General features: G+C 60.5%; 21 protein-coding genes. 7 read left to right on the top strand and 14 right to left on the bottom strand.

Annotation, left to right across the window (positions count from 1 at the left end):
- The first annotated feature begins 183 nt into the window (after positions 1 to 183).
- Complete coding sequence (ppc, locus tag PG888_RS00875) at positions 184 to 2,817, top strand: phosphoenolpyruvate carboxylase (protein ID WP_270692476.1); 2,634 nt, start codon at positions 184 to 186, stop codon at positions 2,815 to 2,817.
- A 117-nt stretch (positions 2,818 to 2,934) separates the two neighbouring features.
- Here the strand turns inward: ppc and PG888_RS00880 are convergent, their stop codons facing one another.
- Together PG888_RS00880 and PG888_RS00885 are read right to left on the bottom strand one after the other, a co-directional pair.
- Positions 2,935 to 3,570: a Vat family streptogramin A O-acetyltransferase gene (locus tag PG888_RS00880; RefSeq protein ID WP_182938358.1), complete on the bottom strand. Its 636-nt coding sequence runs from the start codon at positions 3,568 to 3,570 to the stop codon at positions 2,935 to 2,937.
- Positions 3,571 to 3,593: 23 nt separating this feature from the next.
- Positions 3,594 to 3,911 (bottom strand): DUF6968 family protein, encoded by a 318-nt coding sequence (locus tag PG888_RS00885; RefSeq protein ID WP_139734505.1) that lies wholly within the window; start codon positions 3,909 to 3,911, stop codon positions 3,594 to 3,596.
- Between the two features lie 348 nt (positions 3,912 to 4,259).
- On the opposite strand from PG888_RS00885, the gene PG888_RS00890 reads away from it, so the two are divergent.
- A complete protein-coding gene (locus PG888_RS00890) occupies positions 4,260 to 5,150 on the top strand; it encodes a sensor domain-containing diguanylate cyclase (RefSeq protein ID WP_270692475.1) in 891 nt (296 codons plus the stop codon).
- Positions 5,151 to 5,622: 472 nt separating this feature from the next.
- Positions 5,623 to 6,897 (top strand): amino acid permease, encoded by a 1,275-nt coding sequence (locus tag PG888_RS00895; protein WP_333563351.1) that lies wholly within the window; start codon positions 5,623 to 5,625, stop codon positions 6,895 to 6,897.
- 66 nt (positions 6,898 to 6,963) lie between these two features.
- Here the strand turns inward: PG888_RS00895 and PG888_RS00900 are convergent, their stop codons facing one another.
- Positions 6,964 to 7,602 (bottom strand): exopolysaccharide biosynthesis protein, encoded by a 639-nt coding sequence (locus PG888_RS00900; RefSeq protein ID WP_270692473.1) that lies wholly within the window; start codon positions 7,600 to 7,602, stop codon positions 6,964 to 6,966.
- A gap of 251 nt (positions 7,603 to 7,853) precedes the next feature.
- Between PG888_RS00900 and PG888_RS00905 the strand changes: the two genes are divergently transcribed.
- Positions 7,854 to 8,474, top strand: coding sequence for an outer membrane beta-barrel protein (locus PG888_RS00905; RefSeq protein WP_270692472.1), 621 nt, complete (start codon positions 7,854 to 7,856; stop codon positions 8,472 to 8,474).
- A gap of 90 nt (positions 8,475 to 8,564) precedes the next feature.
- On the opposite strand, the gene PG888_RS00910 is transcribed toward PG888_RS00905, so the two are convergent.
- Together PG888_RS00910 and PG888_RS00915 are read right to left on the bottom strand one after the other, a co-directional pair.
- Entirely contained in the window at positions 8,565 to 9,488 is a 924-nt protein-coding gene (locus PG888_RS00910) for a GGDEF domain-containing protein (protein WP_234604020.1), read from the bottom strand.
- A 180-nt stretch (positions 9,489 to 9,668) separates the two neighbouring features.
- The gene (locus tag PG888_RS00915; protein WP_270692471.1) at positions 9,669 to 9,917 is read right to left on the bottom strand and encodes a hypothetical protein; all 249 of its coding nucleotides are present in this window, start codon (positions 9,915 to 9,917) and stop codon (positions 9,669 to 9,671) included.
- Between the two features lie 76 nt (positions 9,918 to 9,993).
- Here PG888_RS00915 and amt point away from each other — a divergent pair, with 76 nt between their 5' ends.
- Entirely contained in the window at positions 9,994 to 11,421 is a 1,428-nt protein-coding gene (gene amt, locus PG888_RS00920; RefSeq protein ID WP_042655723.1) for an ammonium transporter, read from the top strand.
- 82 nt (positions 11,422 to 11,503) lie between these two features.
- Here the strand turns inward: amt and PG888_RS00925 are convergent, their stop codons facing one another.
- From PG888_RS00925 to PG888_RS00965, 9 genes are all read right to left on the bottom strand, one after another.
- Complete coding sequence (locus PG888_RS00925) at positions 11,504 to 11,971, bottom strand: glycine zipper 2TM domain-containing protein (RefSeq protein ID WP_069554244.1); 468 nt, start codon at positions 11,969 to 11,971, stop codon at positions 11,504 to 11,506.
- Between the two features lie 97 nt (positions 11,972 to 12,068).
- Positions 12,069 to 12,566, bottom strand: a complete 498-nt coding sequence (locus PG888_RS00930; protein WP_270692469.1) for a GNAT family N-acetyltransferase — start codon at positions 12,564 to 12,566, stop codon at positions 12,069 to 12,071.
- Positions 12,567 to 12,678: 112 nt separating this feature from the next.
- Positions 12,679 to 13,083 carry a nitrous oxide-stimulated promoter family protein gene (locus PG888_RS00935; protein ID WP_005340128.1) on the bottom strand — a complete coding sequence of 135 codons (405 nt, stop codon included), beginning with the start codon at positions 13,081 to 13,083 and terminating at the stop codon, positions 12,679 to 12,681.
- An 87-nt stretch (positions 13,084 to 13,170) separates the two neighbouring features.
- Positions 13,171 to 14,973, bottom strand: a complete 1,803-nt coding sequence (locus PG888_RS00940) for an aminopeptidase P family protein (protein WP_005355029.1) — start codon at positions 14,971 to 14,973, stop codon at positions 13,171 to 13,173.
- A gap of 33 nt (positions 14,974 to 15,006) precedes the next feature.
- Entirely contained in the window at positions 15,007 to 15,672 is a 666-nt protein-coding gene (locus tag PG888_RS00945) for a GntR family transcriptional regulator (protein ID WP_270692468.1), read from the bottom strand.
- 193 nt (positions 15,673 to 15,865) lie between these two features.
- Positions 15,866 to 17,491 carry a phosphoenolpyruvate carboxykinase (ATP) gene (gene pckA, locus PG888_RS00950; protein WP_270692466.1) on the bottom strand — a complete coding sequence of 542 codons (1,626 nt, stop codon included), beginning with the start codon at positions 17,489 to 17,491 and terminating at the stop codon, positions 15,866 to 15,868.
- A 149-nt stretch (positions 17,492 to 17,640) separates the two neighbouring features.
- On the bottom strand, positions 17,641 to 18,525 hold the full coding sequence (gene hslO / locus PG888_RS00955; protein ID WP_042062184.1) for an Hsp33 family molecular chaperone HslO: 885 nt from the start codon (positions 18,523 to 18,525) through the stop codon (positions 17,641 to 17,643).
- A 77-nt stretch (positions 18,526 to 18,602) separates the two neighbouring features.
- Complete coding sequence (gene hslR, locus PG888_RS00960) at positions 18,603 to 19,001, bottom strand: ribosome-associated heat shock protein Hsp15 (protein WP_042062186.1); 399 nt, start codon at positions 18,999 to 19,001, stop codon at positions 18,603 to 18,605.
- A gap of 255 nt (positions 19,002 to 19,256) precedes the next feature.
- Positions 19,257 to 19,637 carry a hypothetical protein gene (locus tag PG888_RS00965; protein ID WP_042655745.1) on the bottom strand — a complete coding sequence of 127 codons (381 nt, stop codon included), beginning with the start codon at positions 19,635 to 19,637 and terminating at the stop codon, positions 19,257 to 19,259.
- A 185-nt stretch (positions 19,638 to 19,822) separates the two neighbouring features.
- Here PG888_RS00965 and PG888_RS00970 point away from each other — a divergent pair, with 185 nt between their 5' ends.
- The gene (locus PG888_RS00970) at positions 19,823 to 21,220 is read left to right on the top strand and encodes a phosphatase PAP2 family protein (RefSeq protein ID WP_270692464.1); all 1,398 of its coding nucleotides are present in this window, start codon (positions 19,823 to 19,825) and stop codon (positions 21,218 to 21,220) included.
- Positions 21,217 to 22,302, top strand: coding sequence for an AI-2E family transporter YdiK (gene ydiK, locus PG888_RS00975; protein WP_042062190.1), 1,086 nt, complete (start codon positions 21,217 to 21,219; stop codon positions 22,300 to 22,302). The genes PG888_RS00970 and ydiK overlap by 4 nt, the downstream gene beginning before the upstream one ends.
- Positions 22,303 to 22,431 lie beyond the last annotated feature (129 nt).

Genomic DNA, 22,431 nt, shown 5'->3' on the forward strand with positions numbered 1-22,431 from the left:
GCCGGTTGTGGAGTGGTGATGGAAATACATGTTCTGAATCGGCCTGTTATTTGACCTTGCGCAGACAATCTGGGTAGATTGTCACCCTAAGATGACGGAGCATATGTTGTAATCGCACAACAATAAGTGAGGTCGTCTTGCACCCCGGATGGGTGTCAGGCACCAACAAGATAAGGATGTGGAATGAACGAAAAGTACGCCGCACTACGCGCCAACGTAGGCATGCTGGGTCAGCTGCTGGGTAAATCCATCAAGGATCATCAGGGTCAGGCCTTTCTCGACAAGATCGAAACCATTCGCCAATTGGCCAAGTCCTCCCGCAAGGGCAATGAATCAGACCGGGAACGTCTGCTCGATACCCTGCGCACCCTGAGTGATGACGAACTGCTGCCGGTGGCCCGCGCCTTCAGCCAGTTCCTCAATCTGGCCAACGTGGCGGAACAGTTCCACACCATCTCCCGTCGCTGTGAAGAGCAGGTCTGCACCCCGGATCCGCTGGAGCAGATGTTCGACAAACTGAAAGCCTCCAACCTGTCGCAAGAGGCCATCATTCAGGCCGTGCGCGAGCTGGATATCGATCTGGTGCTGACCGCTCACCCGACCGAGGTGACCCGTCGCACCCTGATCCACAAGCACGTGCAGCTCAACGACTGCCTCGAAGCGCTGGAGCTCTCCGACCTGCTGCCCCGTGAGCGGGACAAAATTCTCAATCGCATCGAGCAGCTCATCAATCAGGCGTGGCACACCAACGAGATCCGCGAACAGCGCCCGACTCCGGTTGACGAGGCCAAGTGGGGCTTCGCTGTGGTGGAGAACAGCCTGTGGCCAGCCATTCCCGAATTCATGCGCAATCTGGACGAGCGTCTGCAACACCATCTGGGTGTGCGGCTGCCGCTGGATGCCGCGCCGGTCAAGTTCACCTCCTGGATGGGCGGTGACCGCGACGGCAACCCCTTCGTCACCGCCAAGGTGACTGCCGAAGTGCTGGAGCTGGGCCGCTGGATGGCGGTGAGCCTGTTCTACAAAGACATCAAGGAGCTCACCTCCGAGCTCTCCATGTCAGACTGCACCGACGCCGTGCGCGCCCGCGTTGGCGATCACCCCGAGCCCTACCGTGCGCTGGTGCGCGAGCTGCGCGAAGCGCTGCGTGAAACCAAGGAGCACCTCACCGCCAAGGTGCAGGGGCAGGTGAGCGAGAGCCGCGACCTGATCACCACCACCGCCCAGCTGCGCGAGCCGCTGGAGCTCTGCTACCACTCATTGCACGCCTGCGGCATGGGCAACATCGCCGATGGCATGCTGCTGGACGTGCTGCGCAAGGTTGCCTGTTTCGGCATCCATCTGGTCAAGCTCGATATCCGTCAGGATGGCGAGCGCCACGGGCTGGTCTTCTCCGAGCTGACCCGCTATCTGGGTCTGGGTGACTACGCCGAGTGGAGCGAAGATGACAAGCAGGCCTTCCTGCTCACTGAGTTAAGCTCCCGCCGCCCGCTCATTCCCCACGACTGGGAGCCGAGCGCCGAGGTGCGCGAGACGCTGGATACCTGTCAGGTCATCGCCCGGCACGACCCCGATGCGTTCGGCATCTACATCATCTCCATGGCCGGTGCGCCGTCCGATGTGCTGTCGGTGCAACTGCTGCTCAAGGAGGCGGGCTGCACGTTCCGCATGCCGGTTGCCCCGCTGTTTGAAACCCAGGACGACCTGATGGCAGGCACCGCCGTGATGGAGCGTCTGCTCTCGGTGGACTGGTATCGCGGTTACATTCAGGGCCGCCAGTACGTGATGATCGGTTACTCCGACTCTGCCAAGGATGCGGGCATGATGGCCGCTGGCTGGGCCCAGTACGCCGCCATGGAATCCCTGGTGGGGCTGGCCGAAGCCAACAATATCCGCCTCACCCTGTTCCATGGCCGTGGCGGTACCGTCGGTCGTGGTGGTGCGCCTGCCCATCAGGCCATCCTCTCCCAGCCGCCGGGATCCCTGCGCGGCGGTCTGCGTACCACCGAACAGGGGGAGATGATCCGCTTCAAGTTCGGTCTGCCGAAAGTGGCGATCAAGAGTCTGGAGCTCTACACCAGTGCCGTGCTGGAAGGGAACCTGCTGCCGCCGCCCAAGCCGAAAGAGTGCTGGCGTGAGGTGATGGAACAGTTGGCCGATGACTCCTGCGAGCATTACCGCAGTATTGTGCGCGGTCATCCGGACTTCGTCCCTTACTTCCGTGCCGCCACCCCGGAGATGGAGCTCGGCAAGCTGCCGCTCGGCTCCCGTCCCTCCAAGCGCAAGCCCAACGGCGGCGTCGAGAGCCTGCGCGCCATTCCGTGGATCTTCGCCTGGACCCAGAACCGCCTGATGCTGCCGGCCTGGCTCGGTGCCCACAAGGCGCTGCAACAGGCCATCGACGGCGGCAAGCTGGCGGTGCTGGAAGAGATGAGCGCCCAGTGGCCCTTCTTCCGCACTCGCCTCGAAATGCTGGAGATGGTGTTCCTCAAGGCGGACGTCTGGCTCGCCGAGTACTACGACACCCGTCTGGTGCCGCAGGAGCTGTGGGGCCTTGGCAAACAGCTGCGTCAGGAGCTCGCCGAATCCATCGAAGTAGTGCTGAAACTGAGCCCGCGCGGTGATCTGCTGGAGGATCAGCCGTGGATCAAGGAGTCCATCAAGCTGCGCAACCCCTACACCGACCCGCTCAACGTGTTGCAGGCCGAGCTGCTCAACCGCTCCCGCAACCACCCGGAGACCCTGCACCCCGAGCTGGACAAGGCGCTGATGGTCACCATCGCCGGTATTGCCGCAGGGATGCGCAACACCGGTTGATAGCCAGCCCAAGCCAGCAGGCTTCAGCAAGATCGATCAAGCCAAAGGGCGCCGACAAGGCGCCCTTTGTTGTTTCTACTATCTTGCGGGGTCATGTTGTTGTCGTGGTGGTTGTCTCTAATGGGTTGCCGCTTCCAGCGCGGCTATCTCGCCACCGCTGATGAGCGGTAGGTTGCGGCTGATCTGTTCCACCGGCCAGTCCCACCAGGCGACGGCGTTGAGACGGGCTATGGTGTCGTCGTCGAAGCGGTAGCGGATCACTTTGGCGGGGTTGCCGCCGACCACGGCGTAGTCGGGTACGTCACCGGTGATCACGGAGCGGGCGGCGATGATGGCGCCGTTGCCGACCTTTACCCCCGGCATGATCAGGGCGTCATAGCCAATCCAGACATCGTTGCCGATGATGGTATCGCCCTTGTAGGGGAGGCTGCCCGGGGCGGGTGCGGCATGCTCCCAGCCGTTGCCGAAGATAAAGAAGGGGTAGGTGGAGAAGCCGGAGGTCTGGTGGTTGGCGCCGTTCATGATGAACTTCACCCCGCGGGCGATGGCGCAGAACTTGCCGATGATCAGCTTGTCGCCGACGAAGGGGAAGTGGTAGAGGACGTTGCGCTCGAAGCCCGCCGAATCCTCCGGGTCGTCGTAATAGGTGTAGTCACCCACCTCGATATTGGGCCCCTTGATGGTGTTCTTGATAAAGCACACTTGGGGGAAGCCGTTCATGGGGTGGGGATTGGCGGGATCGGGTCCGTGCATCTGGTCTCCTTGGATGGGCCGGGCTAGAGCGCCGGGAAGTAGCAGGCGCTCATGTCGATGGGGTGATCTGGGCAATTGGGCAGATAGAATTGCCAGCCCGCATCGGAGAAGGCGCGCAGCTCGGTTTCGACAAATTTGATGGCGAGGCTCAGGGCCTGCAGGCTGTCGACACCGTAGATGAAAGTCTTGTCGCTCAGCCCCGCCAGCTTCACCTTGCAGCGCCAGTCACCGCTGGCGGACTTGGGATCCGGCTCGGGGGCCTTGATGGCGATCTTGAGGACGAGCTGTTCCCCTTCGGTGCTGATGGCGTCGAAGCGGGCGGTGACGATGGCGTTTTTCATCTGGCGATTCCTTTTCCGTGGTACAGCCCCTGCGGTTGCGGGTGGCTGGCTCCCTGATGGCTGATGAGCTAAAAACTGGACTCAGGACGGCCAGCGTAAATGAACTTGTGAGTTGAAACAATGGGATATCCGCGACCGGATGAGGGCACTTTCGCCACTGTGAGCGAGCGCCGGGTCGGGAGGCGGCGCGAGCTGGCAATCGGTGTTGGCCGAGATGTTGACGGGCGGCTAGATGTAAAGGATTGTTGGCTGTGGCGGTAAATTAACCATCTGGGGCGATGAGGGCAGTTGAGTCCTCTTGAGGCAGAATATCTCCCCCCTGTTTGATGCTGAAGTACAGGAGTCTCCGTGGCGCTTTCGGTAACCCAGCTTTATGAAGTGATGGCCCAACTGCCAGACCCTATCTTTATCCTCAGTGAAGATGGCTATTACGTGGAATATATCGGCGGCATGGAGCAGCAATCCTATCACGATGGCAATCCGCTGGCGGGCAAACAGCTGGCCGATGTGTTGCCGCCCGAGATGGCCATGTGGGTCAAGGCGCAGGTGGCCGAGTCGCTGGCAAGCGGTCAGGTGCGGGTGGTGGAGTATGAGCTCTCCGCAGCCGAGGTGGGGGGGATCAATGCCGCCGTCGGGCCGCAAGGGGTGCAGCGTTTCGAGGGCAAGATTGCGCCGTTGCCCTCCCTCTATGACGGCAAGCGGGCGGTGGCTTGGGTGACCCGCAATATCACCCGTCAGTTCGAGTTGCAGCAGAGACTGCTGCGTCAGAGTGAAACCGACCAGCTGACCGGCCTCTACAACCGCCGTTTCTTCTTCGAGCACTGTCAGCAGTTGCGGGCAGGGGATGAGCCCTGCGGCCTTATCATGCTCGACATCGATCACTTCAAGCAGATCAACGATCGTTACGGTCATCAGCAGGGAGATCGGGCGTTGCAGCGCTTCAGTGGCTGCATCGATGCCCTGTTGCGGGCAGACGATCTCTTTGTGCGCAGCGGTGGTGAGGAGTTTCTGATCCTGCTGCCACGGATCGATGACGCCGGTTTGCAACAGATGGCGGAGCAGATCCGCGCCGCCGTCGAAGCACTGCCTGCCGATCCGGTCGCCATGACAGTCAGTCTGGGCACTACCCTGGTGCTGCCGGAGGAGGAGATCAATCAGGCGCTGGCTCGGGCCGATGAGTGGCTCTACCGGGCCAAGCGGGCAGGGCGCAACCGGGTGGCGCACTGCCCGGCACGCTGAGCCTCCCGGCCTTGTTATTGGCCAGAAATGACCTGTCCTTTTGCCATCAATAATTTGGCTGACATCACTGTCAATTAGTGGAAAAGTTCGCCGTATTATTTCACTCATATTCCACTGGCTAAGGTGTTAATATTATCGGCCTGATCGCTGGTCTTATTTGTGTTGTTGGGCAACAGGATGAGGTTTTATCGGTATGTTATCAAACAGACTTGAATCGGGTTTTGGGTGACGGATGTGATACATCTCGCTCTCTTTTGAAACAATCCGATTCAAACAGTCATGAATTATTAACCTTGACCCGGATAGCGATTTCAACGATGGTAGCGTGGCAGCTCCGTCTTCCTCCTGTGGCCCTGTTGGCCGCTGGCGGCGTTGTTTTTTCATGTACAGGGCGATATGCAATGACATATCTCCAGCCTGTTATTCGGGCCAATAAAAATAATGATGACAGACTAATAAGGTATATATTGCAATGAGTGTTTCTATTGCTGAAAAGAGTAACCCTGTTTCAAAATTGAAATGGGAGAAAAGCGATTCGGTATGGACCATGGGCTTATATGCCACGGCTGTTGGTGCCGGTACGTTATTTCTCCCTATTACTGTTGGCAGTAATTCCCCGGTTATTTTGCTGTTTATATTATTGCTGGCTTTTCCGCTCTCATATTATTCCCACCGGGCATTGAGCCGCTTTGTGCTCTCCAGCTCCCATCGGGAAGGGGACATCACCCATGTGGTGGAGGAGCACTTCGGTGCCAAGGCGGGCAAGCTGCTGATGCTGGTCTATCTGATGGCCTTCTACCCCATCATTCTGGTCTACAGCATCTCCATCACCAATGCGATCCAGAGCTTCGTGGTCCACCAACTGGGCAACGCCGAGCTGCCGCGTGGCCTGCTGGTGCTGGGGGTGATGCTGGGTCTGCATCTAATCCTGCTGGCTGGCAAACAGATCGTGGTGTCGGCCATCAGCGTGCTGGCACTGCCGATGGTCGCCTTTCTGATTGGCCTCTCCATCTATCTGTTGCCCCAGTGGAGCCTCTCCTATTTTTCCGAAAGTCAGGCGGTGGACTGGCGTGATCCGGCATTCTGGAAATCCCTCTGGCTGATCGTGCCGGTGATGGTGTTCTCCTTTAGCCATGCGCCCATTATTTCCTCCTTCAGTGCGGCGCAGAAGAAGCGTTGTCAGGAGAGTGCCGATCGGCGCGCCAAGCGGATCATCAAGTGCAGCAGCATGCTGATTTGCGGCAGCGTGCTCTTTTTCGTGGTGAGCTGCGTGATGAGCCTGAGTCAGGCCGAGATGGCGCTGGCCCGTACCGACAATATCTCGGTGCTGTCGGCGCTGGCGAACAAGTTCTCCAACCCGCTGATCGCCTATGTGGGGCCGCTCATCGCCATTCTGGCCATGTCCAAATCCTTCCTCGGCACTTCCATGGGGGTGAGTGAGGGGACGGTGAGCATGGTGAGCGGTGCCTGTCAGGGGCTGGGGCTCTCCCTCAGGGAGTCGACCATCGCCCGGGTGTCGTCGGTGATCCTGTTTATGGTGACTGCCGTCATCACCTATCTGAACCCCAATGTGCTCGACATCATCGAGCGCGTCAGTGGCCCGCTGATCGCGGTGATCCTGTTTCTGCTGCCGGCCTGCTCCATCTATCGCTTGCCCGCACTCAAGCGTTATCGCGGGCCGAGTACCCTTTTTGTGTTGGTGATGGGGCTGCTTGCCATCTCGGCCCTTATCTACGATCTGCTTTGACCGGGCGGTATCCCGCACAAATCAAAAAGGGCGACCATCTGGTCGCCCTTTTTCTGTGCATCGGGGTTAGCCGAGCAGGCCGGTGGCGCTCTGGCCCGCCATCAGCAAGCCGATGGCCAGCACGCTGAACCAGACCAGAGTCGCGCTCACCAGCAGGTAGCCGCTGGCGACGAACAGGCCGTCCCGCTGCAACATGCCGGTGGCAAGCAGCAGGATGGCCCAGGCAGGCATGGCATTGGTAAACGGGATGGCGCCCAGGGGCAACATCAGCAGCAGGGCGGCCAGCATGATCAGCAGGCCGTTGCAGCGGTTGACCGTGTTGCTGCCGGTCAGCAACAGCAGACGCGGGCGGATCACGCGATCGACCCGTGCCAGCAGATCCGCCCCCTTGTGCAAGGTCGGCTTGAGCTGGTCGGCGGCGAAGCGGCGCTCCATCAGCATGGCGGGCAGCCAGGGCACCCGGTTGAGGGTGATGCCGATGCCGATAAAGAGGATCAGCAGGCCAAACGGGGTGCTGACGCCGGGGATGGAGACCGGCAGCAGGAAGGGGACGGTGAGCAGCACGCAAAACAGCAGCATGCCCTGTTCACCCACCAGTGCGAGCATCTGGCGCAGGCTGATATGGCTCTCTTCGATGGCATGCGCGGTGGCCCGCAGGGTATCCGCGAGGGTGGTTTTGGGGTCGTTGAGTTGCGCGGCAACCATTCCCTGATGTCCTTCTGAGTGGTAATAACGGGCCCCGATGACCCGATTTGGCGCCAGCATACGTGGCAGAGGTTAACCGTCGATGAATGGTGGTAGGTGCCGCATAGCGGCGGCAGTGGTGCTGGCCTGCAGCGCAACCGGTGAGTGTGATCACCGCCATGAAATCGAACCGGTACAGCCGCCATCCAGGATTGGAGCAGGATGACTCTGGTATGCTCTTTGAACAATCACATTGAGTTCAGGGATCGATGATGAAGAGAGCAAGGATCGTGATAATGGGGCTGCTGCTGCCATTCGGGCAGGTCTGGAGTGCCGAGGGCGCGGCCACATCCGGTTGGCAGGTGACGCCGTTTTTCGGCTACAGCTCGTCCATCGACTTCGAGAAGAGCGACGAGGTGCAGCCGGTGCCGCTTTCTGCCTCGCTCGATTCACTGCAGGGGCAGAGCTCCGGCAGTTGGGGCCTCTTTATCAGCAAGGAGGTGGATGATCCCGGCATGATCGAGCTGCTCTATAGCCACCAGTCCACCACCCTCTCCCCCGACCAGCCGGATCGCCTGACGGTCGATACCCTGCACTTTGCCGGTGCGCTGACCCTCTCTGACAACCTGATGGCACCTTATATCGGTGCCGGGATCGGGGTGACCCGTTTCGCCGCCTACGACAGCGAGGTGACCCCCTCCATGTCGCTGGCGCTCGGGGTGCAACCGCGCCTCGCCGAGCATCTGGCGCTGCGTGCCGAGGTGCGCGGTTATGGCTCACTGGTCAACGACAGCAGCCAGTTTCTCTGCAACCCGGAGCAGTGCGTGTTCAAGGTACGGGGCGAGCTGGTGACCCAGTGGCAGGCCAATATCGGTCTGACCTTCCGCTTTTAAGCCGCCACAATTTCATGCAGGAAAAAGGGGCCGTCTGGCCCATTTTGTCTGGATGTTTGCTGCAGTGCTCATCATTGCTCCGGCAGATGCTCACGTCCCGTGATTGACCGGGGTTGCCCATACGGCGCAATTTCTGCCCGCCTCCTTGGCGCCATAGAGCGCCTGATCCGCCCGCTTGAACAGCGAGACTGCCGACTCCTTGGGCTCGCGGACCCCTACTCCCAGGCTGACTGTCAGGGGATGGGCCGGGTCGGGGGCGATGGCGCGGGTCGCCGTCAGCAGGGTGTTGGCCAGTTGCTGTAATCGGGCTTCGTTTGCTTCGGGCAGCAGCAGGGCAAACTCCTCTCCGCCAATGCGGGCCGCCAGCGCCCCGGGCGGGCAGTGCTGCTGCAACAGCTCGCCAAACTGCAGCAACACCCGATCCCCGATATCGTGACCGTAGTTGTCATTGATCACCTTGAAGTGATCGAGATCCAGCAGAATGAGCCCCTGGCACTCGCCCTGCTCCAGAAACAGCTGCTGATGAAAGTAGCGCCGGTTTGGCAGCCGGGTCAGATCGTCAAACAGCGCCTGTTGTCTGAGCTGAGCGTTGACGTGAAAGAGGTGGTGCATGGTGCTCAGGATGCCGATGCTGCTGAGCAGGATGCCGCTGGAGCGCAGCAGATCCTCGGCATAGATAGCGATCCAGAGTGGTTGGGCAACCAACTCGTCCATGATGTCGGCGGTGGCCCCCATGATCCACAACATCAGGCCGTAGCAGAGCAGGCGATAGGTTCTGGTGGGCAGAGGGGCGCACTGCACCACCCAGAACAGGAACAGCATGGTCAGCCAGTTGATCCCCTCGAAGCCAAAGCTGATGACATGAAGGCGAGCGAACGGGAAATGGGGCAGCAGCAACAGATGAAGGACCATGATGACCAGCATCAATCCCCCCAGCAGCGTGATGTGGGCACGATGCTCCCGGTCGAGATGGCGGTAGTGGGAGAGTCTGATGTCGAGACGATCGAACTGCATGGTGTTCCTCGGATTGGGCCTGCCATCACCTTGCAAACAAGGGGCTGCGTAATGGTATGCCGTGCTCGGATAACAGGAAGCGGCTGGTCTGTCAGTGTAAACGAGCGGGCCCGCAGCAGGCGATATCGATGATGTCAGCTTGTGGGCTGGCTCCGGGTTTGCGCACTTCTGGTGCGCACGTTATCGCCTGCCCTGTGACAGGGCGGCCCAGGGCGGGTTGGCGCAGCCAGTGCGCCATGTTGGTGCAAACAGGGTTTCGTCGATAGTTAATTTTATGATTTTAAAGGATTTAAATTTATGGCCCGCTTTATGCTTTTTATCTGTCAGACGGTCTCTTGCGGTCATCGGCGGCAGACGCAGTGATGAGGCGGTAGCAAGAGATATCCCCGTGCCGGGCACGGGTGTGATTCTGGCGGGTTGCTGCAACACCTTGCGGCTCGCCACAGATTCAATCAGGGAAACGGAGCCGGCCTCGTACCGGTACGACAGGGAAGGAGAGTGCTCTATGGTCAAAAAATGGATGATGGCAGGTCTGACGATGTTGCCTGCCTTGCTGGTTACCCCAAGTTGGGCCGAAGAGGTCGCTCAGGTTCAGGCTGCGGTGGCACCGGTTGCCGCCGTGACAATCAACAAGGGTGACAACACCTGGATGCTGCTCTCGGCGGCGCTGGTGATCCTGATGTCGATCCCCGGTCTGGCCCTCTTCTACGGTGGTCTGGTGCGGGCCAAAAACATGCTGAGTGTGCTGATGCAGGTCTTTACCCTGTTCTGCCTCATCTGCGTGCTCTGGGTGATCTACGGCTATTCGCTGGCCTTTACCGAGGGGGGCAATTTCTACGGCTCCTTCAGCAAGGTGCTGCTCAAGGGGGTGACGCCTGACTCCATCGCCGCCACCTTCAGCAAGGGTGTCGGGATCAGCGAGCTGATCTATGTGGTGTTCCAGGGGGCCTTTGCCGCCATCACCTGCGGCCTTATCGTGGGGGCGTTTGCCGAGCGCATCAAGTTCGCCGCCGTGCTGCTCTTCTCGGTGATCTGGTTCACCTTCGCCTACATCCCGCTGGCTCACATGGTGTGGTACTGGGCGGGTCCGGATGCCTATACCAGCGCCGAGGCTGCCGCAACCGCGACCGCCACTGCCGGTTATCTGTTCCAGCATGGTGCGCTGGACTTCGCCGGCGGCACCGTAGTGCACATCAACGCCGCCGTGGCGGGTCTGGTGGGGGCCTATCTGGTGGGCAAGCGTCTGGGCTACGGTCGTGATCCCATGACCCCGCACAGCCTGACCATGACCATGATCGGCGCCTCCCTGCTCTGGTTTGGCTGGTTCGGTTTCAACGCCGGCTCCGCACTGGAAGCCAACGGTATCGCCGCACTCGCCTTTATCAACACCTGGGTGGCGCCAGCTGCGGCAGCGCTGTCATGGACGCTGGCCGAGTGGGTGATGAAAGGGCGTCCCTCCCTGCTGGGCGCGGCCTCTGGCGCGGTGTCCGGTTTGGTGGTGATCACCCCGGCAGCCGGTTTCGTCGGAGTGGGCGGTGGTCTGATTATGGGCCTGATCAGTGGCGTGGCGGGTCTGTGGGGTGTCCACGGTCTCAAGCGCCTGCTGGGTGCTGATGACAGTCTGGACGTGTTTGGCGTGCACGGGGTGTGCGGCATTCTTGGTGCCCTGCTGACCGGCGTCTTTGCCAGCCCGGATCTGGGCGGCACCGGGGTGTGGGACTATGTCACCAATCAGGTTGCCGAGGGGTACTCCATCCTGACTCAGGTGAAGATCCAGGCCATCGGGGTCGGTGTCACCATCCTCTGGTCCGGTGCCGTGGCGGCGATTGCCTTCAAGGCGGTCGATATGCTGGTGGGTCTGCGGGTGAACGGCGATGCCGAGCGGGAAGGGCTGGATGTCACCTCCCACGGCGAGAAGGCTTACAGCATGTAATCCCTAACTTCAGACAACAAAAAACCGCCGGGATCGGCGGTTTTTTTATGACTCGAGAGCTGCAAAGCCTGAGTTCACACTCTTAGTTCACGACGGCCACGTTGATGCTGCCATTGCCCTGGGTCATGCGCACGCGAGCGCCCGGGGTGAAGGTGGGGCTGGCTTTCTGCACCACCACGATGGCTTCGCCATTCTCTTTCTTGATCTCCAGCTCGACGCCGTCGACCTGATTCATCTTGTTGCCGATGGCGTTGCCTGCCGCTGCACCGGCGATGGCGCCGCCTGCGGCTGCGATGTCGCGTCCGGTGCCGCCACCCACAGTGCTGCCCAGCAGGCCGCCGACTACGGCGCCGCCAATGGTGCCCATCAGGGAGTTCTCATCGGCCTGGATCTTCACCGGGCGGGTGGAGATGATGGTGCCGTAGCTGACGGTCTGCACCTGTTTGGCGCGGTCTTTGGTGTAAACATCGCCAGAGTAAACGTCACTGTTGGCGCATCCGGTGATGGTGGTCGCTGCCAGCAGGGCAATAAGGGTCATACGCTTCAACATGGTGGGCCTCCTGGGCTGCACGTAATTTGAACAATCCGGTTGATGAGTGAACTTTACTCCAACCCCGTCACACATGAAATCGGCAAAATGTAACCAATTATGCGTTCTGTAACCGGTTTTGTCCTTGAATCGCAGCTGTACCGGGGAGGGTTTTAACCAGCAGCAGACGGTCTTCTCCGGGGCCGAAATAGTCGGCTACTTCCGCCTGCAATATGTAACCGAGCCGGTAGTAGAGGCGCTGGGCCGGATTGGCCGGATCGACCGTGAGCCGCAGTTCGCTGATCTGCAGCGCCTGCTGGTTGGCCTCCATCTGGCGCATCATCCGCTCCGCGAGGCCGAAACCGCGCGCCTCGGGCAGCACCGCCAGCGAGAGCACCCAGCCTTGCGACCGCTCCTGACCGAATCCCCCCAGTACATACCCCACCAGCTGCCCCTCGTATTCGGCCACCAGCAACAACTCGGGCCACAAATCCATCGCCTGACGGAAGAAGAAGGCGGGATAGACATCTTCGCCAAACACCTTGGCATCGATCTGCCAGATGGCGTGCATGTCATGGTGGGTAGCGGTGCGTAGCAGGGGCGGGTTGTGGTGCATCAGGACTCCATTGGCAGCAAACGAATCGGCAACGCCGCTGACCTTGGGGTCAACGGCAAAAAAGGAGTCATAGGGTAGTGGTCATCCCCTGCCGGATGCAAGGGATTGGCGGTTATGGCGGCAGGGGGCGGCTCTGGGGCAGTTTGGGGGCCTTGCGAAAGCCGTCGAGCAGGTGGCGGAGGGTGAGCCAGGGGTGGCGCAGCAACATGCGCGGGCCGCTCCACTTCATCACCTGCTGGATCTGTTTGCGCATCGCCGGTGCGTAGCAGTGGATATTGCAGTTGGCACAGGTGGGTTTGTGGCCGTGGCCATAACGGCAGCGACGCAGGCGCTGATGGGCGAAATCCCGCAACTGGCGACAGTGGCGGCAATGGGGATCCTGATGATGGTGCTGGCAGTAGAGGCGGATCATGGCGCTGACCGTCTGCTGCTCGCGCATGAGTCTGGGATGGTCACTCGCCTTTTTGCTGGCTGCGGCGTGTGAGCCCCGGGCTGGGCTGGCATGATGACTTTTCATGGCCGCCATTCTCCTGACCTGCTCGCTTTGGGTGTTGATACAGGTCAAAAGGGGGGATAAAAAACAGGGCCCGCAGGCCCTGTGTCATCAGATGAGGCTGGTTGCCTGCTCCAGCCAGGCGAGATCCTCGCCTTCGAGCAGCGGGCTCAGGCGGCGGAACACCTCGACATGGTATTCGTTGATCCAGCGGAATTCGGCCGGGCTCAGCAGGCTGCGGTCGATCAGGCGGGTATCGAACGGCACGTAGGTCAGACGCTCGAAGCCCAGCATCGGCAGCTCGCCAACCTGTTCCAGCTCTGTCACGACTACCAGGTTCTCGCAGCGGATGCCGAAGCCATCTTCACGGTAGTAGCCCGGCTCGTTGGAGAGCACCATGCCAGGTTGCAGGGCAACCATGCTCCCTTTCGGCGCGATGCGCTGGGGTCCTTCGTGGACACTCAGGAAGTGGCCGACGCCGTGGCCGGTGCCGTGGTCGTAGTTGTAACCGGCTTGCCACAGCGGCATGCGGGCCAGCACGTCGAGCTGGATACCGGCGGTGCCGCGGGGGAAGCGGGCCTGATCCAGCGCGATATGGCCCTGCAGTACCCGGGTAAACATCGCTTTCTGCTCGTCGCTCACCTCACCCACCTTGATGGTGCGGGTGATGTCGGTGGTGCCATCCATATACTGGGCGCCGGAGTCCAGCAGATAGAGGCTGTCCTGACCGAACGCACGGGGGGTGCCGTTGGTGTGGTGGTAGTGGCACATGGCGGCGTTGGGGCCGAGTGCGGAGATGGTATCGAAGCTCGGCTCGACGTAGTGCTCCTGCTCGCGGCGGAACGCTTCCACCTGATCGGCCAGGGTGCCTTCATCCACCCCCTCGAACTCGCCGGAGGCGACCAGCCGATCCAGCCAGGCGAGGAAGCGGGTCATGGCCACGCCATCGCGCAGGTGAGCGGCACGCATACCGGTCAGCTCGATCTCGTTCTTGCACGCTTTCGGCAACATGGTGGGGTCTTGTCCTGCCACCAGAATGGCGCCCGCCTCTTCCATGACGAGCTGGGTCCAGGCGTTGGCGCTGTCCGGATCTGCCAGCACCTTCTGCTGATCTTCACCGATGCGTTGCAGCACGTCGCCCAGCTTGTCGATGGGGTAGACGGAGACATCCTGCCCCACGTGCTGGGTAAAGGCGAAGCAGTCAATTTTGTCGGTGTCGACGAAGAAATCCATGCTGGTGTTGGCGTAGAGCACCGCAAAGCCCAACACCACCGGCAGCCGGTCGATGTCGCGGCCGCGCAGGTTGAGCAGCCAGTTGATGGGCTCGGCCTGGGTCAGCAGCACCGCATCCAGCCCGCGCTTGCGCAGGTCGGCCGCCAGCTGTTCACGTTTGGATTGGCTGGACTGGCCCGCCAACTCCTCGCTGTAGAGGATGACCGGGCTCTTGGTCGGCTCCGGGCGATCGCTCCAGTTCAGATCGATGGGGTTCTGCTCGACGCGGATCAGCTCGATACCGCGGTCGGCCAGCACGGCCTTGGCGTTCTTGTACCAGGTCAGGCTGTGCAGGCGGGCATCAAAGCCAACCCGGGAGCCTGATGGCAGCTGTTCGGCCAGCCACTGCACATGAGGATTTTCAATAAGGTGGAGGAATTCGAACAGTTCGGCGGGAGTTTGCATCCGCGCCTGCACCGTATAGCGACCATCGACAAAGAGGGCTGCCCGCTGGGCCATGATGATGGCGACCCCGGCAGAGCCGTTGAAACCGGTGATCCAGTCAAGCCGCTCGGCATAGGCGGGGATGTACTCGCCGAGGTGCTCATCATCGTGGGGGACGATAAAGGCGTCCAACTCCTGCATGGCCAGCTCGGCCCTGACTTGGGCGACGCGGGTTTCAATTATCTCGAAATTATTCATGTCGTTAGTGCCAGATGGTTGCTATATGAGTGTTCAGTTTTTATGGCTGCTGGCCAGGATCCGCTTGATCGACTGGCCCGCTGCTTCGATATGCTGCCTGAGCAGCACCACCGCCTCGTGCTTGCGCCGGGCGCGGCACAGTTTCAGCAATTGGGCGTGTTCACGCTCCGCCTTGTCCACCCCGTCGCTGGCAAACAGCAGCTCGAAGCGGACATAGCGGTCACAGCTCAGATTGATCTGGGCGATCAGTTCAAGTGCCTGGGGGCGACCGGCTGCCTGATAGAGGGTGGCGTGAAAGCTGTGGTTCAACTCGGCCCAATGTTCGATCTGGGTGCCTGACTCCAGGGCGTGATCAAACTGGGCGAGGATCGCCTCCGCTTGTGCGAAGGTGGCTTCCGTCATCTTGTCGACGGCGTGAAACAGGGTATCGGCTTCCAGCAGCGCTCGCAAATAAAAGAGCTCTTCAATGGCCGAGGCGTCCAGCATGGTGACCACGGCGCCGCGATGGGCTTCGAACTTGACCAGCCCCTGTGCCTCCAGCTGCATCAATGCTTCGCGCACCGGGATGCGGCTCACGGCCAGCTCTTTGGCTATGGCATCCTGACGCAAGGGGGCGCCAGCGGGGAACTCCCCACGGAGGATCCGGCCACGGAGGTTTTCCATCACCATCTGGGTTCGGGTCTTGTAGGGTGGGGTCATGGTCCGGTCACGATTGGGCGTTACAGAATTGTATATTGTATAAAGTTTGGCTGAATCTAACCTGTCACAATGGGCAAAGGCAAGGTTTTGGCCCCTTTAACGGGGGCGATGGCGGCGTTCGGGGCTCCACAAAAACAAAAATGCCGGTCAGCGTGGCTGACCGGCATGATGTCACTGATACGAAGCGGGCCTGTTACAGCTGCGGGCCTGCCGCAACCAGACGTTTGCCTTCATCGTTATCGGTGAAGCGCTCGAAGTTCTTGATGAAACGGCCTGCCAGATCGACGGCCTTGGCATCCCACTCGGCCTTGTCGGCGTAAGTGTCGCGCGGGTCGAGGATCGCCGGGTTCACATCGTGCAGCGCGGTCGGGATCTCCAGATTGAAGATCGGCAGCACCTTGGTCTCGGCCTTCTCGATGGAGCCATCCAGGATGGCGTCGATGATGGCGCGGGTATCCTTGATGGAGATGCGCTTGCCGGTGCCGTTCCAGCCAGTGTTGACCAGATAGGCTTCTGCACCTGCCGCTTCCATCCGTTTTACCAGCTCCTGACCGTACTTGGTCGGGTGCAGGGAGAGGAAGGCTGCGCCGAAGCAGGAGGAGAAGGTCGGAGTCGGCTCTGTGATGCCGCGCTCGGTACCGGCCAGTTTGGCGGTGAAGCCAGAGAGGAAGTGGTACTTGGTCTGCTCCTTGGTCAGTTTGGAGACCGGGGGCAGTACGCCGAAAGCGTCGGCAGTCAGGAAGATCACCTTGGTGGCGTGACCTGCCTTGGAGACCGGCTTGACGATGTTTTCGATGTGATAAATGGGGTAGGAGACGCGGGTGTTCTCGGTCTTGGAGCCATCATCGAAGTCGATGGTGCCATCGGCAGCAACGGTCACGTTCTCCAGCAGCGCATCGCGACGGATGGCGTGGTAGATGTCCGGCTCTGCCTCTTCGGAGAGCTTGATGGTCTTGGCGTAGCAGCCACCTTCGAAGTTGAATACGCCGTCGTCGTCCCAGCCGTGCTCGTCATCGCCGATCAGCTGACGCTTGGGATCGGTGGAGAGGGTGGTTTTGCCGGTGCCGGAGAGGCCGAAGAAGATGGCGACGTCGTCGTCCTGACCCACGTTGGCGGAACAGTGCATGGAGGCAATGCCGCGCAGGGGCAGGAAGTAGTTCATCATCGAGAACATCCCTTTCTTCATCTCGCCACCGTACCAGGTGCCGCCGATGAGCTGGATCTTCTCGGTCAGGTTGAAGGCAACAAAGTTCTCGGAGTTGAGACCCTGCTCCTTCCAGTTCGGGTTGGTGCACTTGGCACCGTTCATCACCACGAAGTCAGGCTTGAAGGTTTTCAGCTCTTCATCGCTCGGGCGGATGAACATGTTCTTCACGAAGTGAGCCTGCCAGGCCACCTCGGTGATGACGCGCACGGCCAGACGGGTATCCGGGTTGGCACCGCAGAAGCCGTCGACCACAAACAGGCGTTTGCCGGAGAGCTGTTTGGTGACCAGCGCTTTCAGATGTGACCACACTTCCGAGCTAATGGCTTTGTTATCGTTTTTACCCTGGTCAGACCACCATACAGTGTTCTGGGTAGTGGCATCTTTGACGATATATTTATCTTTAGGGGAGCGACCGGTGAAGATACCGGTGTTGACGTTAACGGCGCCCAGCTCGGTCACCACACCGCGCTCGAACCCTTCTAGGTCAGAACGTGTCTCTTCCGCGAAAAGCTGGTCGTAAGAGGGGTTGCGAACGATTTCTTGGCTGTTTGTGATGCCGTACTGGTCCAGTCCTAATTGTTGGGCCAGGGTGGGTTCTGCCACGATTGTCATTGTATTCTCCTGGGTTCAGAGGTTGGTAGGGTTCTATCTGACGGTCATCCTATCACTTAGGTGGTAGAGTTTAGCGATCGCCATCAAACTTTATAAAATAGGGTATTTTTTTGTTATTAAAGTTAAAGGCGGGTTTTGCCCGCCTTTAATTAGTGTAACTGGTTTGCATCATTGCCGGGAGCCCTGCTGAACAGGGTTTCGACATCGATCCCATTAAATTGGTACTGGGCGCCGCAATAATCACAGTGCATGTCGATCTTGCCGAGCTCCTGCACCATCTCCATCACCTCTTCCTTTTCTATCTGCAGCAGAGCCCCTTCGCAGCGCTCGCGGGAGCAGGTGCAACGGAACTCGACCGCCTGCGGATCGAACACTCGCACCTTGTCCTGATGGTAGAGACGGTAGAGGATCTCTTCCGCTTCCAGCCCGAACAGCTCTTCATCCTTGATGGTGCTGGTGAGCTGGGTCAGGTGATCGAAATCGTTGCTGTGATCCTCGCTTTGGGCAGGCAGCTCCTGCAGCATGATGCCGGCGGCGCGCGGCGCACCTTCGTGGTAGCCGGTGCGGATCCACAACTTGGTGGCCAGCTGTTCGGAGCGGGCGAAGTAGTGCTCCAGGCAGCCTGCCAGGGTGTCGGCGTCCAGCGCGATGATGCCCTGATAGCGCTCGCCCTGTTCCGGGGTGATGGTGATGATCAGCTGGCCATTGCCGATCAGGCTCTGCAGCTTGCCATCGCTCGGCAGCTCGCCTTCATAGCGGGCCACACCGCGCAGTTGCTGGTTGTTGTCACCGTTGATCACGGCCAGACGCACCGGGCCATCGCCCTGCAGCTGTACGGTGATGGAGCCTTCAAACTTGAGGGTGGCGGTCAGCAGGCTGGTGGCGACCAGCAGCTCGCCCAGCAGTTTTTGCACCTGCACCGGGTAGTTCTGGGCTTCCACCACGTGGCGGTAGGTGTGATCCAGCTGGACCAGCTCGCCACGCACTTCGTACTCTTCAAACAGATAGCGATACAGCAGATCTTGGTTGCTCATCATGTATTCCTGGCTTTTCGGTGAGGTAAATCGGGCGGGCTGGGGTTGCTGCCAGCCCGGTATCAAATCGGGGTCGGTCAGTACTGTTTGACCTTGAGCAACTGGCGTCGCTCCTGCTTGTCGGGGCGGCGTTCGGGGCTGGGGGCAAACTGGCTGTTGAAGCGGCGCGCCTCGCTATTCTCGGCCCGTTTTTTCAGGCTCTCGGCGGTCTCTTCATAGAGCTGCTGGGCCAGCGGGGCTGATTTGCGCTGCTCGCTCAAGGCCAGCACCCGCACTTCGCGCTCGTCCTGCCCCTGCCAGAAGCGGATCAGAGCACCCACTTCCACCTGTTTGCCCGGTTTGCTGCGCTGACCATTGTAGTGCACCTTGCCCCCGTCTATCTGATCCCGCGCCACGGAGCGGGTCTTGTAGAAACGGGCCGCCCACAGCCACTTGTCGAGACGAACCTCAAGGGGACTTTCTGCATGATTGGGCATGAACAGGCTCCATAACGGGGAAAAGAGGTGGTCGATTATACCAGAGCACGGGGTCGGGATAGAAACCGGGCAGCCGCAGTGCGGGGCGCAAACCATGTCAAGGTGATGCAACATATGGGCAGTTTGCTGATTCACAAGGGAAAGCCGGTGCGTTATCGGGCATTTATGGGGTAGGGAAGGGCCTTCATACCGCGCATATAACGCTGCCGCCCCGGTTTGGAGCGGCAGCATTCACATCTATCGACCACGGCAGAGTCAGAAGTGATCGTGCTGATCCGGCTTCTTCTGGTCGTGCGGGCCTTCGCTGTGGGCGATGGCGGTGCGAATGAGATCAACCCCGGCGCGGATAATCAGCACTCCCATGTTGACCAGCTTGACGCAGACCCACATGAAGGTGATGAGCAGGATCAGCTTGAGCACGGTCTGGAACGCTTCCAGGAAGTTCTGCTCCAGCTGGGAGGTCAGGCCGTTGGCGCTGGTCATCAGCCAGGTGTAGACCTCGCGCACGAACGGGATGCGGCTTGGCATCTCCAGCACATCCAGTGCGGCAGGGAGCGCCTGGAAGATGACGATGCTGCCGAACAGAATCAAAATGACACCGATGGCGATGCCGAGGAAAAAGCCGAACTGTCTCATGGAGGGCTCCAGCATTTGCTGCATGAAATTGAAGATAGCCGCCAATAGTAGGGAGTGCCCCGCTTCATCGCAATCTTCCGTGCACCGTCAGCGCGGCGGGAACGGCGGCGATCCGGCCGCTACCATTGCCCAACTATCTGATTTCTGGGAGGCTTGTCGCCATTGTGCATAGGGAAAGCAAATTGATGTCGAGAACCCTCTTTTTACTGTTGCTGATGCTGGTTGCCGTTGTTCCTGCGGTGAGTGCCGAACTGGCGGCATCCTCGGCCCCCACGGCGGCAGCCTGCGCCATCCGCCATCAGGATCAACTGTTGCTGGTGCAGGATCGCATCTCCTCCCGATATAGCCTGAGCGGCGGCTATATCGATGGCGGCGAGAGCCCGCAGCAGGCGGCGCTGCGCGAACTCTATGAAGAGACCGGCTTGCAGGGAGAGGTGGTGCAGGAGCTGGGCCGCTGGCTGCGGGCACGTATCTTCGCTTGCCGCACTCTGGAACCGATTGTCGCGCAGCAAAACACAGCGTTTGTCTCGATCCTGAAGGCCCCCAATCTGGGGGGCGAGATCCTCAACGCCCGCTTGATCGCGGTGGACAAGTTGCCCCGCGAGCAGCGCCGCTTCCCGGATCAGCTCGACTGGCTGCAATCCCGATTGGATAAGGTGCCCGAGAGCGAGGTGCGCTGGCAGGCCGATTTCGTGGCGCAGGGCAATGCGCTGCATCAAGCCGAGATCCCGCTGATGATGCGTCTGCAGCAGTGGCTGGGGCCCGATGTCTGGTGGCTGTCGGTCTGCAATCTGTTTGGTTCAGGCGGCTTTCAGCTTGCCCTGATACCTTTGCTGCTCCCGCTGCTGGGGTGGCCACGGCTGCGTCAGCTGCTGTTTGCCATGCTATGGCTTGGCTTGCTGGTGCAGGCGGGCAAGGAGGGGATCGGCTGGCCGCGCCCCTTCCATCTGCAACCGCTGCTGGCGGCCCAGAGCGCGCAAGGCTTTGGCATGCCGAGCGGCCATACCGCCTCGGCGCTGCTGTTCTGGGGGGCGTTGCTTGGCTGGCTGTGGCCGACGCACCGCTGGCGGGCGCTCTCGCTGGCCCTGTTGCTGGCGCTGGTCACAGGTCTGGCGCGGGTCTGGCTCGGGGTGCACTTTATCTCTGATGTGGCGGCCGGGTTGCTGATCGGCGCCTTGCTGCTGGCTGCTCGCCCCTGCTGGCGTGCCGATGGGCATGCGGTTGGCTGGCTGCTGCTGATTGCCGCCGCGCTGGCGCTCGGGGGGCTGACCCAATCTGCCCATCTGGCCGGGATCGGCCTGACGGCGCTCGGGCTCTGGATGGGCGGCTTGCTTACCCTGAGCCGCGGTGGTTATCCCCCCATAGTGACCTGCGCAGTCACGCTGGCGGGGGGCGCGGTGATCGGGGCGGGACTCTGGGCGGTGCCGCTGCTGACCAGCAGCTCGCTCACTATCCTGCTCGGCCAGTTATCGCTCTTTTTCGGGCTGGGGCTCTGGTTGAGCGCAGGCCTCTGGTGGATACTCTCTTTCTTGAAATGCGACACACGACCCAAGGGCAACGGCTCTGACAAGGGAACTCTATGAATGTGAAAAAAGTGGATTTGGCCAAGACAACCCTGGGGGTGCTGTTTATCAGCCTCCTGATTATCTCCTGTTTCTTGGTGTTGCAGCCCTTCCTGCCAGCACTGGTGTGGGCCACCATGATCACCATCGCCACCTGGCCACTGATGCTGATGATGCAGCGCCTGCTGTGGGGCAAGCGTTCGCTGGCGGCCCTGTTTATGACGCTGGTGCTGCTGCTGATCTTTGTCATCCCGCTCTTTATGACGCTGGCCAATGTGGCGGAGAAGGCCCCCATGCTGATTGAGCTGGGCACCCATATCAGCCAGTCGCCGCCGCCGGAGCTGCTCTGGCTGCAACAGATCCCGCTGGTGGGTACCAAGTTGTATGAGTTCTGGCAGCAAATTCTGGCGAGCGGTGGTCAGGTGCTGTTTGCCAAGCTGGCGCCCTATTTCGGCCAGACCGCCCGCTGGCTGGCCTCTCAGGCCGGTAATCTGGGGCTGCTGTTCGTGCACTTCCTGCTGACGGTCGGTATCTGCGGCCTGCTCTATCACTCAGGTGAAGTGGTGGCGACCGGCATTCGCCGCTTTGCCCACCGGCTGGCGGGCCAACGGGGTGACAATGCCACCGTGCTCGCTTCACAGGCGATCCGCGCCGTGGCGATGGGGGTGGTGGTGACCGCACTGGTGCAATCCACGGTGGCCGGTGTCGGCCTGCTGATTGCCGGTATCCCCTACGCCATGATTTTGGTGGTGGTGATGTTCCTGCTGATCGTCGCCCAGATCGGCCCCTTCCCGGTGCTGCTGGCCTGTATCGGCTATCTCTACTGGAGCGGCGACACCACCTGGGGCACCTTCCTGCTGGTCTGGTCACTGTTTGCGGGCACCATGGACAACTTCCTGCGCCCCTTCCTGATCAAGCGTGGCGCTGACCTGCCGCTGATCCTGATCCTGGTGGGTGTAATCGGCGGCTTGCTGACCATGGGGATCATCGGTCTGTTTATCGGCCCCGTGGTGCTGGCGGTGGGTTACACCCTGCTGGATGCCTGGATCAAGGAAGATGACCAACCGGCGACCGCTGCGGTGGAAGCGCCCAAGGCCCAATAACGATTCAGTAACAAGATGATTCAGCCACTATCGCTGATGCCAAGAGCCGCCCATAAGGGCGGCTCTGTTATTTGTGGTGATTGTGATTATGGCGATCGCGTCAGATTGGTTGATCCGCGCCAACCTGCA

This window comes from Aeromonas sp. QDB23 (assembly GCF_027707745.1).
GTDB classification, from domain to species: Bacteria; Pseudomonadota; Gammaproteobacteria; order Enterobacterales; family Aeromonadaceae; genus Aeromonas; species Aeromonas allosaccharophila.

Bases quoted from the DNA above. Each gene is read 5' to 3' on its own strand.
- ppc (WP_270692476.1), top strand. From the start codon at position 184: ATGAACGAAAAGTACGCCGCACTACGCGCCAACGTAGGCATGCTGGGT.
- PG888_RS00880 (WP_182938358.1), bottom strand. From the start codon at position 3,570: ATGCACGGACCCGATCCCGCCAATCCCCACCCCATGAACGGCTTCCCC.
- PG888_RS00885 (WP_139734505.1), bottom strand. From the start codon at position 3,911: ATGAAAAACGCCATCGTCACCGCCCGCTTCGACGCCATCAGCACCGAA.
- PG888_RS00895 (WP_333563351.1), top strand. From the start codon at position 5,623: ATGAGTGTTTCTATTGCTGAAAAGAGTAACCCTGTTTCAAAATTGAAA.
- PG888_RS00900 (WP_270692473.1), bottom strand. From the start codon at position 7,602: ATGGTTGCCGCGCAACTCAACGACCCCAAAACCACCCTCGCGGATACC.
- PG888_RS00905 (WP_270692472.1), top strand. From the start codon at position 7,854: ATGAAGAGAGCAAGGATCGTGATAATGGGGCTGCTGCTGCCATTCGGG.
- PG888_RS00910 (WP_234604020.1), bottom strand. From the start codon at position 9,488: ATGCAGTTCGATCGTCTCGACATCAGACTCTCCCACTACCGCCATCTC.
- amt (WP_042655723.1), top strand. From the start codon at position 9,994: ATGGTCAAAAAATGGATGATGGCAGGTCTGACGATGTTGCCTGCCTTG.
- PG888_RS00925 (WP_069554244.1), bottom strand. From the start codon at position 11,971: ATGTTGAAGCGTATGACCCTTATTGCCCTGCTGGCAGCGACCACCATC.
- PG888_RS00930 (WP_270692469.1), bottom strand. From the start codon at position 12,566: ATGCACCACAACCCGCCCCTGCTACGCACCGCTACCCACCATGACATG.
- PG888_RS00935 (WP_005340128.1), bottom strand. From the start codon at position 13,083: ATGAAAAGTCATCATGCCAGCCCAGCCCGGGGCTCACACGCCGCAGCC.
- PG888_RS00940 (WP_005355029.1), bottom strand. From the start codon at position 14,973: ATGAATAATTTCGAGATAATTGAAACCCGCGTCGCCCAAGTCAGGGCC.
- PG888_RS00945 (WP_270692468.1), bottom strand. From the start codon at position 15,672: ATGACCCCACCCTACAAGACCCGAACCCAGATGGTGATGGAAAACCTC.
- pckA (WP_270692466.1), bottom strand. From the start codon at position 17,491: ATGACAATCGTGGCAGAACCCACCCTGGCCCAACAATTAGGACTGGAC.
- hslO (WP_042062184.1), bottom strand. From the start codon at position 18,525: ATGAGCAACCAAGATCTGCTGTATCGCTATCTGTTTGAAGAGTACGAA.
- hslR (WP_042062186.1), bottom strand. From the start codon at position 19,001: ATGCCCAATCATGCAGAAAGTCCCCTTGAGGTTCGTCTCGACAAGTGG.
- PG888_RS00965 (WP_042655745.1), bottom strand. From the start codon at position 19,637: ATGAGACAGTTCGGCTTTTTCCTCGGCATCGCCATCGGTGTCATTTTG.
- PG888_RS00970 (WP_270692464.1), top strand. From the start codon at position 19,823: ATGTCGAGAACCCTCTTTTTACTGTTGCTGATGCTGGTTGCCGTTGTT.
- ydiK (WP_042062190.1), top strand. From the start codon at position 21,217: ATGAATGTGAAAAAAGTGGATTTGGCCAAGACAACCCTGGGGGTGCTG.